Source organism: Methylobacter sp., from assembly GCF_036845245.1.
In the GTDB taxonomy this organism is placed as follows: Bacteria; Pseudomonadota; Gammaproteobacteria; order Methylococcales; family Methylomonadaceae; genus Methylobacter_A.
On the sequence record NZ_DAIUEH010000003.1, the window covers coordinates 124410 to 140505 of the forward strand.

The following is a 16096-nucleotide window of genomic DNA, read 5'->3' on the forward strand; positions in this document are numbered from 1 at the left end:
TACTGCTGACTCATCAATTAATGAATTTTAGCTTCCAAAGCATCAAGCCGGGCTTTCAACGCGGCGTTCTCGGCCTTCAAGGCAATCACTACCGCATCCATTTCCTTTTTGATCTGCTGCGTGGCCGAAACGTTGAGCATGGCAATGGCGTCGTAGTCCACATTGCAAAAGTCGTTCACCTCGCGGCCAAAAACGAAAACATTATCCTCTTCAGGTCTAAAACCGGTGCGGAATTTGCCTTTCACCACCTCCAGCACTTCATAGATACCTTCGGCCTTGCCGGAAATCAGGCGTACTCGCTCGCCTTCTTTCAAGTCTGTCGCCAATTCCACCCAACCATCTATGAATGACGCCTGCTGGTAGATATCCGGCACCACATCGGTATGCTTGCTGACAGCCTGTGAGAATATTCGCTCCACCTGTTGCGCAATCACTTTCTTGTGCGGAGAGTTACCTTTTCCGATCACGTCCTTGTAGTGGTAATCGGTGATCTCGATACCGAGCAATGTCTGGAGATCCGTTGCGCTGTCGGAGAGTCCCTGGATGTTCTTAACTCGTTCATCCGAGAACGCCAAGAAGTGGGAAGCAGCTATCATATTGCTGGCATATAATGAAAGAGGATACGGGCCTACTGTACCTCGCTGTACACTATTATACAAAGTGAGATAGTCAAAAAGCGGCATGGTATAGGTTGAGGAGCCTTGAATTTCCAGCTTCGCTTTGGTCGGATTGATTGTGCCGATCCCGACATTACCGGATGGTATCAAGGCTATATGATCATCAGCATCATTGCTGGTGCCTAATTCCAGCGTCATGGACTCGCCGGCTCTGGCGTAATAGCGTAACCAAGCCGCATCACCACCGCCACCTGCTGGATCTTTTGGAAACATGATACCGTTATTTTCGCTATTACCGGCACTCGGCGTAATGGCGCTATTGACAGTGAGCTTACCTTTAACCTTAGTATTGCCTGTTCCGCCCTCAATACCGAGTAACGCATCCCAACCGCTAGAGAAAAAGGTCCAATCCCGGCTCGAATTTACGTGAATACCATAACCGGTACGACCGAAAAAACCGCGGCTGGATGCATGCTTAATCAGGCCTTCATCCCAGTTATTGGCTGTATCCCGGTACCAGGTAAATTTTGGCCATTCATCGGCATCCGCGCCGGTAAAACCGCCTAAAGCAACATTGCCGTTTAAAGTGATATCGCCGGCAATAGTGACAGGTGTGAGTCCCCAGCCCATGTCCCGTCCAATCGTAATCTTATTAACAGCATCGCCTTGGTAATACATCAAGCTGGCTACACGCGTACTGGCATCGTGCACGGCAATTTCGGTATTTGCCAGTGTTTCCAATAGCAAACCGGCTGTATTGGCATTCCAGTTAGCCCCACCGCCGAAACTGGCATTGGTGCCGCCTATAGTGAGTGAACCGCTGCTCATATACTTGTTAGCATTTGCAACGTCACTGCCGTTGGAAATATTCGCCGCGCCTAAAACGCGCATCACGCCCGCACCTTTGGGTTTTAATTGCAAATTCTGGTCGGCAATACTGCCTGCGGCATAAATCGTGTTGTAGCCAAACCCGATACCTTGTGTTGCATTACTGTTACGCAATTCAATGCCGTCCGCATCAGGACCGAAATCGCCGGTGATATAAAGCCCCTTAACAGCCGTTGGATGCGCACCGCTGCGTGCCGTTTGGGCAATATCGAGTTTGGCAATAGGCGCTGCGGTACCCGCCAGGCCGATACCGGCATTACCCGTAATATTGGTAACATCGGCCACTAAGCTTAATTTTGGAACGCTAGCTCCGTTTATACCCGTTAGCAATAATTCAGCAGCCGAAGCGGTCCCGTCTTTGCTGAAAGCTTCCACATAGATTTTATTGTCGTCCTTGTTGTTTTTCAGGATCAATTGCCCGCCACCGGCGCCTTCCAAGCCAAGTTTTATACCTTTTGACGCTTTAACATCCAAGGAATAGAGTGGATTATTTAAGCCTATGCCGACATTGCCGGAAGGCATAAGCGCAATGTGATCATCGGCATCGTTATAAGTCCCTAATTCCAGGGTCATGGACTCGCCGGCTCTGGCGTAATAACGTAGCCAAGCCGAATCGCCAGCGCCGCCTCCTGCATTTTTTGGAAATAAAATACCGTTACTTTCACTGTTGCCTGCGCTGGGTGTTATCACACCTAAAGCTGTCAAGTTAGTCACTTCGGTGTTATCCCATAACTTTATTTTTCTAGCGTTGTTAGCCGCACCTGCGCCGACAATATGTAAGGCATCCTGGCCAAAGCCACCACGGTAGGAAATTTTTCCGGCATTGCCTTCATCCCCGGCATCACGAGCAAAACTAATCGAACGGACTCCCGAACCGCCCTCATCCAAGCCGATACGCACCTGACCTGCGACATCCAGCTTGGCGCTCGGATTAACAACGCCAACGCCGATATTGCCGGTATTCTGGTCGATAAATAAACGTGCTGCACCGCTACCGTCGGCCACACAAAAACCGGCTTTGGCGGTTGCGGGTGTATTCGGGTCGGTCCGTGGGTTTAATTGCAGCGACCAGGACGGATTGGCATCCTGGAATTTGGCGTAAAAGTTAATGACTTTTTGTAGCCCGGCAGGATCACCGGCTGCTTCAATGCTTAGCGGATCACCCGATAACTTAACGATGCCATCGTCTTTTTGATTGAGCATGCCGTCTATTAATTCGGCAAAATTACTTTCTGTCGGAATACTGTTTTTAACGAAATAGGACTTTAAGTCGGAACGATTTTTTTTGTTGATGTCCATGATGATCCCTTAGATTTATGTATGTTTATATTTTTTGATTAATCAGCTGATGTTACGCACGGACCGTATTTCTCCCGTTTGCCGCGCCGAGCACCGGAGCTTTTATCGAGAACAGCCCGTTAGGGGTGCGGCAGGGAGGCCGCACGTCAGCAGAGGGGCAGGAGCCCCTTCTGCTGACCCTCGATAAAAGCGAGGAGCGCAGGAAGCAAGCGGCAACCGGGCCGCCTTTTCTTTGGTTACTTTCTTTTGGCGGAGCAAAAGAAAGTAACTCGCCTTCGGGTGCGACAAACCCGATTCAAATAACCGTCGCGCTAGCGACACTTTTAATAAAATTGTTAGACAGTCTTCTAAATTCGAATAACTGCGTAACATCAGTTAATCAGCCGACAATAAAATCAAGTTCCAGCTTCATGTAATTAATGCCGTTAAATATTTGTTCGCCGTAATTAACCTCAGTGATTAAATCAATATCGTGGGTTCTGGCGGCTACCAGCACGGCATCGGGGCGACCGGTAGCGACTGAGTACCCCTCGCTACTGTCGCTAAGAGGCGGCTTGGCTATTAATTGAAATGAACTGCCGCTTTCATCGCCCAAGAAAAGCTTAAAGTACGCGACATAGTCCACGTAAGTGCATCTTTCGATAAAGTCGATAATCGCATTAGCGTATATTTTGCCGCCGATAACCACGTCTTTTCCCTGCTCATAAGCCCAGGGCGATAAAAAGTGATTGACGTCCTCGTTAAGCTGCTGCTTGTAAAAACTGCTGTCGCAACCCGGTTGGAAGCGTACTGCAAAGCGCAGTTTCACCGGTAAAAAGCAGGCATTTTTAACGTTAACGCTGACGCCGACCGGGGCATGAGCGGCTAAAAACGCTTCAATGTCTTCCAGCAAACTGGCTTGTGCTTTCGGCTCAAAAGGATTAAACGGCAAGCGATTCCGCACATCGGGAATCACCACGACGGTAACTTGTCCCAAGTTTTCCTGAAGCCCCGCCGGAATACATTTGACTTTGTAAATTTCAGGGAATTGCTCAAGAACCATGCGTTCGTAATCCCAAATGCTTACGGCACGTTGCTTATGGCGCAAGCGTTCACTAACGCGAATATTAAACCGGCTATCCTGTTCTCCCGGCTTGGCGGCGAATGAAGTAAAAGGTTGCTTGACAGCGGTAATCGTAGCGATAGGTTCAACCAGGCTTTGTATGGTGTTGGCAGGTAACGGCTGATTAAAATGATCGTCGGCATTGTCCTGATCGACAAAAGTTGCCGTTACGGCCTGCGTATCGATGCCGATGGTGTCGCAAACGCTATCGCAGCGTTCGGCTATCGCAACACGTAGCCAATACAGGCCGGAAGGCAACAAAGTACTGACGCCGACCGAATCCAATTGCAATTTAATAATGCCTGACTGTACCAAGCCATGGGTCGCATCGGCTTGCAATTGCCCCTTGTCGAGAGCTAACCAGCGATTACCGCTTAGCACGCTCCATTGTACGGAGGCCGGTTCCAGGTCAGGATTGGCCGTGCCTTCCGCCATTTGCAGCAAGATCGACAACATTTGCGGCGCTTCTACACTGTCTAAGCCAAGGTATAATTCGCCTTCGTTGTTATAAGCGGGCAGGAAGCTGTAACCACCGCTTTGCGGGTCGAACTGCATAGGAGCATAACCAAAAGGGTGTAAATGATAAATCAGGTCGGCGCTGTCGCTTTGCAGTTCCGCCGGATTCAGCTCTATGGAGGCACTATAATCAATGCTTAGACTTTTTAGCTTGGGCGTGTAAGGCGGATTGACTTTGTAAGTATCGGCAGAGATGGTTGCTCCGTTAGCATTGACAATCGCAACCGCCATTTCAATGGATTTGGCGGCGGCAACACCCGGATAAGCCGAGTGCTGAAAATCATAAGCGCTTAATTCCAATAACCAGTAACGTTGCCAGGCAGTCACATCCTTATCGCTATCCGCTGCAAGCTGCCTTTCATAGCGATAGCCGGAGCGGCTTTTTTCAATTTGCAGCGGGATATCGGCAATCGTCAATGTAGCGGGAGTGCTGGCATTGCCTTTATTGAACAAGGCCGCTCCGTCATTTAACAGCAATTCAAGACGTTGATCGACCAGAACAATTTTGCTTTTGAAAACTGAATTGTCTTTAATTGCGGTTAAATAATTTTTGTAATAATCGCCGAGATTTGCGTTGGGCACGCCCATCCATTGCAGATTAATATCGATTTTATTCAGCCTTTTAAGCATTAGCTCCGCGTGGCCGAAATACAGTCGGGTACCGATGGCGGGCGAACTGCCGAAAGGCTCGAAAGGTTTGCCGGCCGGCAACCTGTTGTCATCGTTTTGAAGCTGCAAATCGGTCAAGCCTTTGACATCGACATTCAGCAACACTTTTTCCAATAACAAACTTTGAAACAAGGGATAGTCGGTGACATAGTTTTTGCTGTCGATATCCCAACGCGATTGCAACAGTAGCTTGAGCATCGGCCAAGGAGCTGTTATGGCACTGCTTTCGGTATCCGGCAAGGCGCTGATGGCTGCTACGCTTTCATCAAGGGTACATTCCCAGGATATGCTTTTAAAAGGCTTTCCCGGAATATCGCTTAGGTAGTCAGCGACTTTTACCGTGCTGTTTTGGACACTTAACCAGCCTTTAGCTGTGCTCAGTTCAATAAGAAAAGGTGAGCTATTGGTTAATATGGCATTGATCTTTTCGCTATTAAACGGCTCCGGTTTAAATACCAATGTCAGTGTTATGGTTCTTTGGCCTTGCGCCAAGCATAAAACCGGTGAACTTACCGTCCAGCCGAGTATCGGCTCCGGCGGTCGGCTTTGATCGGTAAGAGACTGTGCTTGCCGCTGACCAAATGTATACCACCGGTCAGCATCGCTGCTGCCCGGCACTTTGGCGGTCAAGGTATCGCCATAGGCGCTTAGGCTTAACCAGTTCGATTTTTGCGCAACGGGTATCGGTACGCGATTGCGCCAAGCCAGCTCCAGTGTGTTGCAAACACTATCCCAGTCATTTTCCGTCAACTCGGCGCCACCGGCTGCTTGTTCAAGCAAGGATAAATCGGTTCCCGTGGGCAACAGTTCTTTTATGCGATTCGGTAAATCGCTGTTATCTGTAGCAGGAACACCTAGAGCCAGCTGCATCATGGCTTGAACAGCCAGTTTTCGGGCATCCGCCGTTGTTTGTCCCAAGCGTAAATTGTTTAATTGCGCTTTGTGAGCGGCATAGCTTTTTTTCCGATACGCCAGGGCTAATTGGTCGTAAACTTTGGTCCATAGCGCATCAACGGTATTGACATCGCTTGCCGCATCCATCAGCAGCATAAAGTCTTCCAGCGCCATAAAAAAATAAACTTCTATCGTCAAAAGCGCATCATAAAAGCTGTCCAAACTGTTGATTTTGGCAATGCCGGTAACATTGGGATAGGCAGGCTTGCCCAAAGCCGATGTGAAATTCTTATCAAAATCAGGAGGCTCGGTAGCAACCATGTGGTAGCTCGACGACTTTTTTTGTCCTGCCTTTTCCAGAAGCGCGTTGATTTCCTGCCATTCATTATCGATGCGCACTTTAATCCGCATCATTTGATTAAAGGTTTCGACATCCAAATACATTTTTTGAATGATGAAGTCCTTAACATCCTGACGCGTACGCTGCTCATAAAGCTCGGTAATATTCTTAACCAAAGACAAGGTATCAAAATAATTGTCCAGGGAATTAACGCCCAAAGCGGTTTTGAGGTTGCTGTCAAAATCTCTCGGAGAACTGCTTGCCGGTATAAAACTACTTCCTGCTCTATTTTTACCGGCTTGCGTCAAAATACTGTTGATAGTATCCCAGTCGCTATCGGCAGCCGTGCCACGGTTACCTTTAAGCTGTATCAAGCTTCGTAACTCGGTTATATCCATAAACAAACCGCTGCCGACAAATTTCGCCAATGCTTGCAGCTGTATCAATAAGGCAAAGTCTACTTTAGTGTTCGACGGCGGATAAAACGGCAAGGCATCTCCCGGCATTGGATCGCCCAAAGCGATTTTCAGCATTTCCATAACCGCGTCGTTTTTGGTTCCGGTGTACTCCTCCCTGGCCTTACGGATATCGATCACCTGTTTGTTCACATAAACCGAACTTAGGTGGGCAATCCGGATATGATTAACCACTAAATCGCTATCGGTGCGGTAAACAAGTTCCTTGCCTTTGCTGTCTTTACCCGCAGCCAGCAAGGTGCCGGCCGGCAGCAGCGCGCTGTTTACCCGGTTAGAGGGCTCAATCAGGACATTAACGCGATCTGGTTGCGGCGGCTTTTTCTTGAAATTTAAAACCTGCCGGTAATAAAAATCCAGGTGTCTTCCGGTCAGTTGGTTCAACTGTCCATGAGTTTTTTGCAATAGCTGTAAAAACGTCAGATATAGCACAAAGTGCGGCCGGTGCAGGTTGTAATAGCTATCATCGGCAACAGTCAGGGGCTGCTTAATAAAATCTTCTATTTGCTGCAACCAGTCGGCAAAGTCCTTACCCTCAAGACCATCAGGGTTGAGCAAACCTTGCCAGTCGCCATCTTCAACATTGTCGGCATTAAAATATTTCAGCTCTTTGGCAAAGGCATGAGCCAGCGTCAAATGGTCTTTTAAGCTGTGTTCGTCGATAGCGACATAGTCCGCCTGTAACGCAGCGAGTAATCGCTGAGCTTGACTGGTGCCGTCACGTTCGGAAGCAAGGAGGGATATAAACTCGGCCATGGCGATTAACTCAGCTACCTTTAACCAAAACATTGGTGGTGACAAACATACCGTTACCTGAATATTGCGGCGTGCTATCGGGAATAGGGCCGCCAGGGCCGGGCGGCGGCTGTTGCGCCGGTGTTTGCACGGAAAACTTGGCGGTAAAATTGCCGCCTTTCAGTAATACCGGCTTACCGCCGGTTTTAGTTTTGGTCGCTTTTTGATTTCCGGCAAGCGCTGCGATTTCCAAGGTGCCTACGCCGGGAATGGAATATTGCGGTGTCATATAGGTACAGCCGGGGACTGAAACTTTCTTTTCATCGCCGTCGACGCAGACTTTTTTACCTGTGATCGTTGCAGGGCCGGAACCTTTCAGATCACCCGGTTGGACCACAACCACCGCGGCCCCGAAATTGGGCATGAACAAGGCTTGATCGCCTTCAATCAATATTGAATCAAGCATTGGCATAACTTGCTTCGTTTAAATAAAACGGATAAACCAGATTAAACCGGGAGTTGGTGCTTCTTACCGTGTAATCGATAGCAATGCTTAACAAGCCATCGATCTCTGCGCTTTCATTAACATCAATAGCATTCAGTTCAATACGCGTCTCATAATACAAGACGGCATCGGTGATCAGCCTGGTCAGGCTATTAATCAGGCTTTGGCTGACTTCTTCAAACATGAATCGCTGTAAATCACAGCCGAAATCCTCGCGCATAATGCGCTCGCCCTGCGCGGTATTTAATAGAATTTGCAAACTTTGCTGAATATCCTCATGCTCCGATACGCGCTGTACATCGCGACCATTCCGGCTAAAGGCGGGTGGAAAGCTCCAGCCTTTACCTAAAAAAGAGGCGTCTGTGTTGCTGTTCATCAGGATTGATCCGGCGCCGCTTCTGGTGATCCAGCTATTTCGTTAAGCTGACTTGAAGCTTGCTGCTGAATCTTGCCTATCAGGTTGTAGACTTTCACAAAAGGCATGCCGCCCAAACCTTCTAACAGCAGATTAACTTCCTCAGCGGAAAGTTGTAGAGTAATGTTTTGTTTATCCATGTTGCACCTTCTAATAATGTGTAGTGTTTAGTAGCTGGGATTGATAGTCCCAGTGAAAGACAGGAACCTTCATTGCCCATCTTCCTGCCTGCGCAGGCAAGCAAAGTTTGCCGCTGTTTATTTAATATCCACCTTGGCGCCTTTAATTTCCACATCGCCACTGGCTTCCACCTTAAAATCTTTGGCGCTTTTTAGCGTAATGCCGTTTTTATCCATGATGATGCTATTGCCATGCTGATCGTCCAGCTGAATTTTTTTACCGCCATCGTCCAGCTGAATACTGTTTTTGCCAGGAGTTTCGATGTAAACAATGGTTTTATCGTCATCGAAACCGATGACCATGCCTTTCTTGCTGGCAATACCCTTGCCGATATTTTTATCATCTGGCTCGCCGAAACGTACCGGCGAACTGTTTTTTGAGCTGTACAATGATCCTAAAATAATGGCCTGACGCGGGTCGTCGTTAACAAAACCAACAACCACTTCATCACCTATTTCCGGCCTGAAAAAATAACCGCGTCCCTTACCTGCGTCAGGTGCGGCGAGACGCGCCCACAGCGTATCTGCCTCTTTTTTCAATACCGGCAATTGTATCTTTACTTTCAACTCCTTATCAGGATCTTCGCCAAGCTCTAACACCAGGCCAATATGCAGGCCGGAAATGCCCGGCAGCAAGCCCGAAGCGGGCAAGCTATTGGCTTCATTGCCGTGCAACAGCCATTGATCGGCAAGTCCGAACTGAATATCGGTGATCCAACTGCCCGCAGTAACGCGATGGCCGATGCCGGTTACCAGCGCCTTGCCATTAAATCGTCGGGCGATACCTTTAATTTCAACGGTATCCAATAATGCCATATCGGTTCTACCCGGTATCGCCACACGGCCTCGAATTAAACTCAATTGAGTCCTGGCCAGTTTGCCTGTAGCCCAGGCAGTCAACTCCGCCTGGCTCAGTTGTGCCGAAGTCGCTAAGGTATAATCTTTAGCTCCCAGACTATTGGCCAGTTTCTGGCTGCTCAAATTGCCTGGCGTTAAGTTAAGGTTATCCGTCTTTTCGACCTGAATGTTTTGCTGGTTTTTGGCATCCCAGGCACTGCCGGAAATTTTTTCATATTGCCCTTCGCCGTTGGCTTCGATATCAAAGCTATAAATTTCATCAATGCCGTATTCAAGAGTCGCTTTAGGAGAGCTAGGCGATTTTATCGATAGTGCTGAAACAGCTCCGTCCTGCACCTTGAGCAGTAAACCATTGCTCTCGGCTCTAGCCAGTACAAAGTCCCAGTCGCTACAAGCATATTGCACAGTTTCGGCGTACTGAGGCTGGGTGCTATCAATCGTTCCGGCTTTTAAACTATTCAGCCCGATGACTTTTTTAATAATTTCATCATCCGCCATTTTAGTAAAAACACGGTGGTTTTTACCTTGCGTCATGGCAACCGCAAAATCCTTAATGACCACAGTCAGTGTTGATGCCGTGCGTTCTACACTAACTCCATGGGTGACCACCAAACCTTTAAAGACGGTTTTTTCTGATGTTGAATCGTCTTCATAGCGCAGCTTGATTTCAATTTCTTTGCCTGGTTCAAACACACCGGCATCACTAACGGCAAACTGATGACTGCCGACGTCGCCATCGAATAACACCAGCTCGGCATGAGGAATGCGATTGACTTCATAATTGACATGCACGGACAATAATTCATAAGTCGGATCTATGACTTTATGCTCGCTGAGTACGGTAACAGTAACAAGGCTCATGATGATGCTAACGGTGGAAAAAACAGGCGTTGGCCGGGGCTCAGATTTCTAAAATCATCAAGCTGGTTTTGCTGGGCCAGCCACAAATAATGACTGGCCGAACCATAAATTTGTTTGCTTAATAAAGGCAGCGTATCGCCATCTTTAACAATACGGCTATGCGTTAAATCGGGCGAGCTTTTTGCATCGAGCGCCTGATTTTTCTTGGTTTCCTGATCGAATAGCAATTTGATATTCAGCTCTGCGCGTAGCGGCGTTCCATCAGGATTGAAGCTGGTGTAATCAATATCGAGACTGGATAATCGACAAGTAAAATTCAGGCTGCCCCATGCCACAACCATATAGTTAGGCTCGTGTATTTCGCCGTTTATACGAAAACTGATGTCGAGCAAATGCTTGATTCTGGAGGCTACGGTTTGTTCTTTTCCTAGTAGCGCATTGTTCAGTGCTACTGCCCCGATTTCGTGGCTGCCGGTGCCGTCAAGCAGGAGCTTGAACGATAGCTCCGACGGTTCGGTATAGGCATAATTGAGTTTTTGCCCGGTTAAATTTAAGCCTCTTTTTTTAACCAGTTCAGTCGCGTGCTTTTGACTAAAAGACTCCGGGTTGAACATGGCTTTAAAAGGCTTACCCGCCTGAACGCTCCGTTTATCATCCTGATATGCCGTTATCGTCAGCTTTTCGAGCTTAAATGGATTCTTTAGCGCCATGTTATCTCTCTTGCTTTCTTTTCAAAATTTTTAACACTTGCTTAACGCACTCATCAACCAATGCTTGTTGGTTTTGCGGTTCATTCCGCTCTGTTCCAGTATCAGACGCTTGATTATGCTCATCCTTAACCACAGCCCTGATAACAAGCTCACGAATTTCTACTGGCATAAATTTATAACCTGATTGCTTGCATACGTTGATAAGCCAATTCCATCGTTTCAACGACGACCTGATTTTGCTCGGCGTTCAAATCGGAAACTGTCCATTTAACCGGATAGGCCGTCATAAATAGCCAGCCGCTAATCGGCGAACCGGTCTCATCAAGTAACGTCACCAGGACATTGGACGGGTTGAATTTGAATAAAGACATCGTAGCGTTAAACTCGGCAACCAACATCGAACCTATTGCCATACCGCGCTCTAAAACCAGATTGTCGTGTTGTATGCGCGTCGGTAAACGATGGGTATATAAATTCTGCCCCCCTTCATTCAGGCTCTGGGTATCGATATTCGAACTGAGCCCCGATACCTTGCTAAAACGGATATCCAATGGATTGGGAACAATACCCCCCATAAAGAAAAACACGTTGAAACGGAACGCCAAGGGCGGCCCGCCGCGTACGGCTTGATAAGCATCACCGGGATAAGTCATAGTCATTATTGAAGGTTAAGAGGGATGGTAATCCGCTTCCACATCGGCAGCGATCAATTCCATACTAATGATCGCCACTTCATTGCTGCTTGCGGTAAAAGTGGGAGCGTCCAATTTGGTCGGCAAGGCTTGCTTAACTTTCCAACGAATCACCGGCAAGCCTTTTTCATCACACAGATCAATGACAATATCGCGCCTGGCGGTTACCGACCAGGGTTGTAAATAACAGCTATTGAGCCAGATTTGCAAAAAATCGCCATTTTGAGTCAAACCTTTTTTTAAGGTCAAATGAATGGGTTTACGCATGCCCGGTACAATTTGAACGCCTGTCATAAAACTCCAGCCGTGCTTATAAGTGACCGGTTCATACTCGACAGACAAGCCGGATACCTCGGAAAATCCCAGCACATTGGCCGCGCCATCGTCCAGTATTGTTACCCGATAGTTGTAAACGGGTAACGGATACGTCAGTTCAATAGTCTCTGCGCTTTGAGCCATCGGTGTTTATGCTTCTTCAATAACCACGCCATCGGCCATCAACGACATGCTTTCAATCGCGGCATCATTGGATTTGGCATCAAAACTTGGGGCATCCAGTTTGGTAGGAAAAGCGTTGATGACTTTCCAGCTAATCACAGCATTGCCTTTTTCGTCGCATAAGCGTACATAAATATCCTTTTTTTCCACCTGATTGATCGTGATTGCGCTGATCCATTTATAGAGCGTAGCAACACTGGTCGTCAGTACCACGCCTTTTTTCAGGGTGATATTGACCGGCTTGGGCTGGGCAGGCATGTATAACCTCCGAGCGCCGGCAATGCCGCTGGCGGTTTGGCTTTCTATATAGGTCGTGGTGTCATATTCAATCGTTAAACCGGATACTTCGGTAAAGGCGATTGCTACACCGGCAATTTCAACCTTGTAGTTGTAGACGGGCAAAGGGTAGGAAATTTTTATTTCATCTTTAGTAAGTGCCATAACAGTGACTCCGTGAGATTAGTAGTTGGTCAAAAGACGTGAGTAGACTCAAGCTTCCTGCATTTTGTGTGAGAAGCGCAAAATGATAAATTCAGCCGGTCTGACTGCGGCCACCCCAATGGTGACGATTAGCCGCCCTTCGAGAATATCTTGAGCCGTCATGGTCTTACCTAACCCAACACTGACGAAATAAGCCGATTCCGGTTTGGAACCGGCCAAAGCTCCCTGTTGCCATAAGCCATAAAGATAACTTTCGATCATGGCTTTAACCTTTAACCAAGTAGTTGCGTCATTCGGTTCAAAAACTGCAAATGCCGAAGCTTTGCGGGTGGACTCTTCAATCGTGATAAATAACCGCCGCACCGATATATAACGCCATTCATTATCGTTACCGGCAAGTGTGCGTCCACCCCAGACTAAAGTGCCTTTACCGGTAAAGTCTCGGATAGCGTTAATGGATTTACCCGCGGTCGAGTCGATATTAAGCCTGTCTTGTTCAGTATCGGATATTTTGGTTAAAGGACCTATTACCCCATTCAAACTCACATTAGCCGGGGTCTTCCAAACGCCGCGGTCACGGTCTACGCTTGCATAAACGCCGGCAATCGCAGCGCTTGGCGGCAATGTGACACGTTGGTTAACAAGATTGCTTTTGGTTTTATTATACTGCGCGGTGTCAGTTCCTTTCAGTGTGGCAAGCGTAGTGGTGTTCTGCGAACCGGCAGACGAAGCAGTGGTTACAGGAGATAATGCCTGGTCTATTTTCACTCCGACACTGGCGCTGCCGTCGCCGCTTTTGACGATATCAAATCCCAGTACAGCGTTGGGATTACTGCTTTTCCAGGTGCTCCAGGTAGCGATTAGATCAGCCGCAGTCGGAGGTACGGACTTTGAAGTTGAAATAGCCAAGATTCCGTCCTTGCTGGTATCAAAGCCACTGCCGCTCTTATCGGTTATAGTGGTGGTGACTGCAATTGTGACTTTCGGCGCTACGGCAGTACCGGTATACGAGACGGTCATGCCATTATCACCGCCTATTAAGGTCGTAAACGACTTGGTATCGTCCTGCTTTGACGTACCCTGCCCTATTGTCACTCCGTCATCTTGATAAAGATAATTCAGCGAAGTCTTTAAATAGGGATGGTAGGCTGCTGCATAACAAAGATTATTGCTGCCAATGGCCGTTCTAAAACTATCGGTATTACCGTCCGGAATATCGACGATGAGGAATCTGTCGCCAAGTTTTTCGCACAGGGACAATGCATCTTTACATAAGTCGTAATAGTCGCTGACCGTCGTCAGCGTGGTGGCGTCAAGCAATACAATCAGAGTCGGCTCGTCTTCTTTTTCCAGTGCCGTCAGGGCTTTTGTGAAATCATCTTTTGCGGGAGTCGCTTTATAATCACCGACCGACACGATGTAACAGCTGCCGCCACCGTTTTGGAAATACAGGCTAAGGCCATAGTACATCAAGAAGTTATTGGGCTCGTCTATTTTGATTGAAGCATCGTCATTCACTGTAAAAGCGCTCGGCTTCGCACTGCCGAACAAGCTCACATAATCAAGCATGGTGTCAATACGGGTAGGTTCTAAAAGCGGGCCTTTTTCGGTATAACCGATAAAGGCCGGTATTGCTGTCGCCACCGACGCGACCGAAGGCGCTAAGGTAGAGATTTCTTCAACGTATACGCCTGGAGTACTGTAAGTCACCATGGTTTTACCCCTTAATTAATGTTGTGTTAGTAAAGTATTTGACGACCTCATAAATCGCGTCGGTAGGTTTTGAACCGGTCTCGGTCTCGATATGAAAATAATTTCGGTAACAAGGACTAGGCAATTGTTCAAACATGATGTGCTCACCCAGCTTTAGCTGTAAATGCCTGTCACAGGATTCACGGCAATCTAAGGTTTGTTCGGCAACAAAACAACTAATAGCCATGGCAGGATACTGTCTGGCCAGGTGAGCATAAATACTGTCGGCCTCTAAAGGCGTATGACGCCGCCAGGTTGTTTTCGGGGGTTCTTGACTCACATCGATAATAGCCAATTGATCGCTATTGGCTGGATCCGTCACCACGTAATAAAACCATAGAACCGGCTTCGCAAAAAAACGAATCTCATCATTGTCGGCTGTTGCTTTAATTTGATTAAAGTCGCGCCGAATAGCGATATTGAGCAGCGGTTCATTGATCGTGGCCACGGTCAAAATATCCTGTTCGGACTGAACACTACTACCGGCTTGATAAAGTTGCAGGCCCGTTAAATTGGAAAATTCCACACGCTGGTCGGTATACATCGCAAAATCGTCAGTTTGCAATATAAGATCGAACAACAGACTGTCAGCCGCAAAACGAATCAGGGGTTGTTGATTTTCGACCGGCACGTAAACGCTCAAACCGTAAACGTTAGGCTTAACAATACAACGGTGGTTATTAAGCAGCTTCGCTGTCTTTGGATTGGGGACTAGCGCAAAATCAGGACACCGGCCACCGTCGTAAAAAGAATGTTTCAGCGTAATCATGACCAGTGGCGAGTAATTCATAACTGTTTTTGATTCAGGACAACTTCACTAACATCGACCATTGGTACGCCGCCCTCGTCAGCAAAGGTAATGGCTTTTACTTTGTAGACCAACGAGGGTAAATAACTGCTTCGCAATATCCCCCATAACTCGTTTTGTTGTGCGGTGGTTAAGGTATTAAGCTCCAGCGCTAAATGATCAATGCCCTTGCCCAGTTCCGGCGTATTTTGTCTGTCCAAATAGTGGTTCGTCTGGAAATAACGAAGAATCAATGAAAGATAATGCAGGCTTTGTTCATAATCCTTAAATTTAGCCACGAACAGCACATAAAGATTGATGTTAATTTCCGGATTCACTTTGCGGGTTGAGCCATCATCGGCAACTCGCACATAATGGTCGGCTTGCCTGTAAGTAGCATCGCGTTCGATATTAAATAACATCAAAGAGACGGCCCCTAACTTAAAGTTAACGGAGTCAGGTTTTTGGTCGCCATCAATAAAAACCACCTTGTCTTCACCGGCATCAGCAAGACCGGCCCCTGTTAGCGACAGAAAATGCGCGTTAAGGCGATTTTTCAGCAAAACCAATATGTCTGCAATCATGTTCGTCAGATGCTGCTATTCATTAGAAGATTGGCTATCCCAAGATGGATAAATTAAGTTTTTTCAAAACGGATAAAGACCTGAACGCCTTATTCCCTCTACAACTTCAGGCATTCGAAAATCACAAGTTATGATTGTGTACCGCTCAGCCGGAGCTGAATAATTACACCGATCATTTACAAATCATTAAACCCTACAATTGAATGGGGCTGGAGTCTAACACATAAAATCTGTATGACAAATGTAAGATTGCAATTCGCTTACCTGATTAAACTTAAGGG

The 16096-nt window shown here is 47.4% G+C and carries 14 protein-coding genes; all 14 read right to left on the bottom strand.

All coding sequences use genetic code 11. The annotated features are described in order from the left end of the window. Positions 1-17 precede the first annotated feature (17 nt). On the bottom strand, positions 18-2804 hold the full coding sequence (locus tag V7051_RS02480) for a tail fiber domain-containing protein (RefSeq protein WP_333873264.1): 2787 nt from the start codon (positions 2802-2804) through the stop codon (positions 18-20). Between the two features lie 379 nt (positions 2805-3183). Then, the gene (locus tag V7051_RS02485; protein ID WP_333873263.1) at positions 3184-7554 is read right to left on the bottom strand and encodes a baseplate J/gp47 family protein; all 4371 of its coding nucleotides are present in this window, start codon (positions 7552-7554) and stop codon (positions 3184-3186) included. A gap of 10 nt (positions 7555-7564) precedes the next feature. After that, on the bottom strand, positions 7565-7999 hold the full coding sequence (locus V7051_RS02490; RefSeq protein WP_333873262.1) for a hypothetical protein: 435 nt from the start codon (positions 7997-7999) through the stop codon (positions 7565-7567). Continuing rightward, positions 7992-8414 (bottom strand): GPW/gp25 family protein, encoded by a 423-nt coding sequence (locus V7051_RS02495; protein ID WP_333873261.1) that lies wholly within the window; start codon positions 8412-8414, stop codon positions 7992-7994. Before V7051_RS02495 ends, V7051_RS02490 begins: the two co-directional genes overlap by 8 nt. Further along, entirely contained in the window at positions 8414-8593 is a 180-nt protein-coding gene (locus V7051_RS02500; protein WP_333873260.1) for a hypothetical protein, read from the bottom strand. The genes V7051_RS02495 and V7051_RS02500 overlap by 1 nt, the downstream gene beginning before the upstream one ends. Positions 8594-8710: 117 nt before the next feature. Further along, positions 8711-10351, bottom strand: a complete 1641-nt coding sequence (gene vgrG / locus V7051_RS02505) for a type VI secretion system tip protein VgrG (protein ID WP_333873259.1) — start codon at positions 10349-10351, stop codon at positions 8711-8713. Further along, positions 10348-11061 (bottom strand): CIS tube protein, encoded by a 714-nt coding sequence (locus V7051_RS02510; protein ID WP_333873258.1) that lies wholly within the window; start codon positions 11059-11061, stop codon positions 10348-10350. Before V7051_RS02510 ends, vgrG begins: the two co-directional genes overlap by 4 nt. 1 nt (position 11062) lies before the next feature. Next, positions 11063-11230 carry a DUF5908 family protein gene (locus V7051_RS02515; protein WP_333873257.1) on the bottom strand — a complete coding sequence of 56 codons (168 nt, stop codon included), beginning with the start codon at positions 11228-11230 and terminating at the stop codon, positions 11063-11065. 4 nt (positions 11231-11234) lie between these two features. Next, positions 11235-11714: a phage tail protein gene (locus V7051_RS02520; RefSeq protein ID WP_333873256.1), complete on the bottom strand. Its 480-nt coding sequence runs from the start codon at positions 11712-11714 to the stop codon at positions 11235-11237. A gap of 15 nt (positions 11715-11729) precedes the next feature. Continuing rightward, positions 11730-12212, bottom strand: coding sequence for a phage tail protein (locus V7051_RS02525; protein WP_333873255.1), 483 nt, complete (start codon positions 12210-12212; stop codon positions 11730-11732). 6 nt (positions 12213-12218) lie between these two features. Then, positions 12219-12692, bottom strand: a complete 474-nt coding sequence (locus tag V7051_RS02530; protein WP_333873254.1) for a phage tail protein — start codon at positions 12690-12692, stop codon at positions 12219-12221. 48 nt (positions 12693-12740) lie between these two features. After that, positions 12741-14405, bottom strand: coding sequence for a phage tail sheath family protein (locus V7051_RS02535; RefSeq protein ID WP_333873253.1), 1665 nt, complete (start codon positions 14403-14405; stop codon positions 12741-12743). 4 nt (positions 14406-14409) lie between these two features. Further along, on the bottom strand, positions 14410-15234 hold the full coding sequence (locus V7051_RS02540) for a hypothetical protein (protein ID WP_333873252.1): 825 nt from the start codon (positions 15232-15234) through the stop codon (positions 14410-14412). Continuing rightward, the gene (locus V7051_RS02545) at positions 15231-15815 is read right to left on the bottom strand and encodes a DUF4255 domain-containing protein (protein ID WP_333873251.1); all 585 of its coding nucleotides are present in this window, start codon (positions 15813-15815) and stop codon (positions 15231-15233) included. The genes V7051_RS02540 and V7051_RS02545 overlap by 4 nt, the downstream gene beginning before the upstream one ends. Positions 15816-16096: the final 281 nt, after the last annotated feature.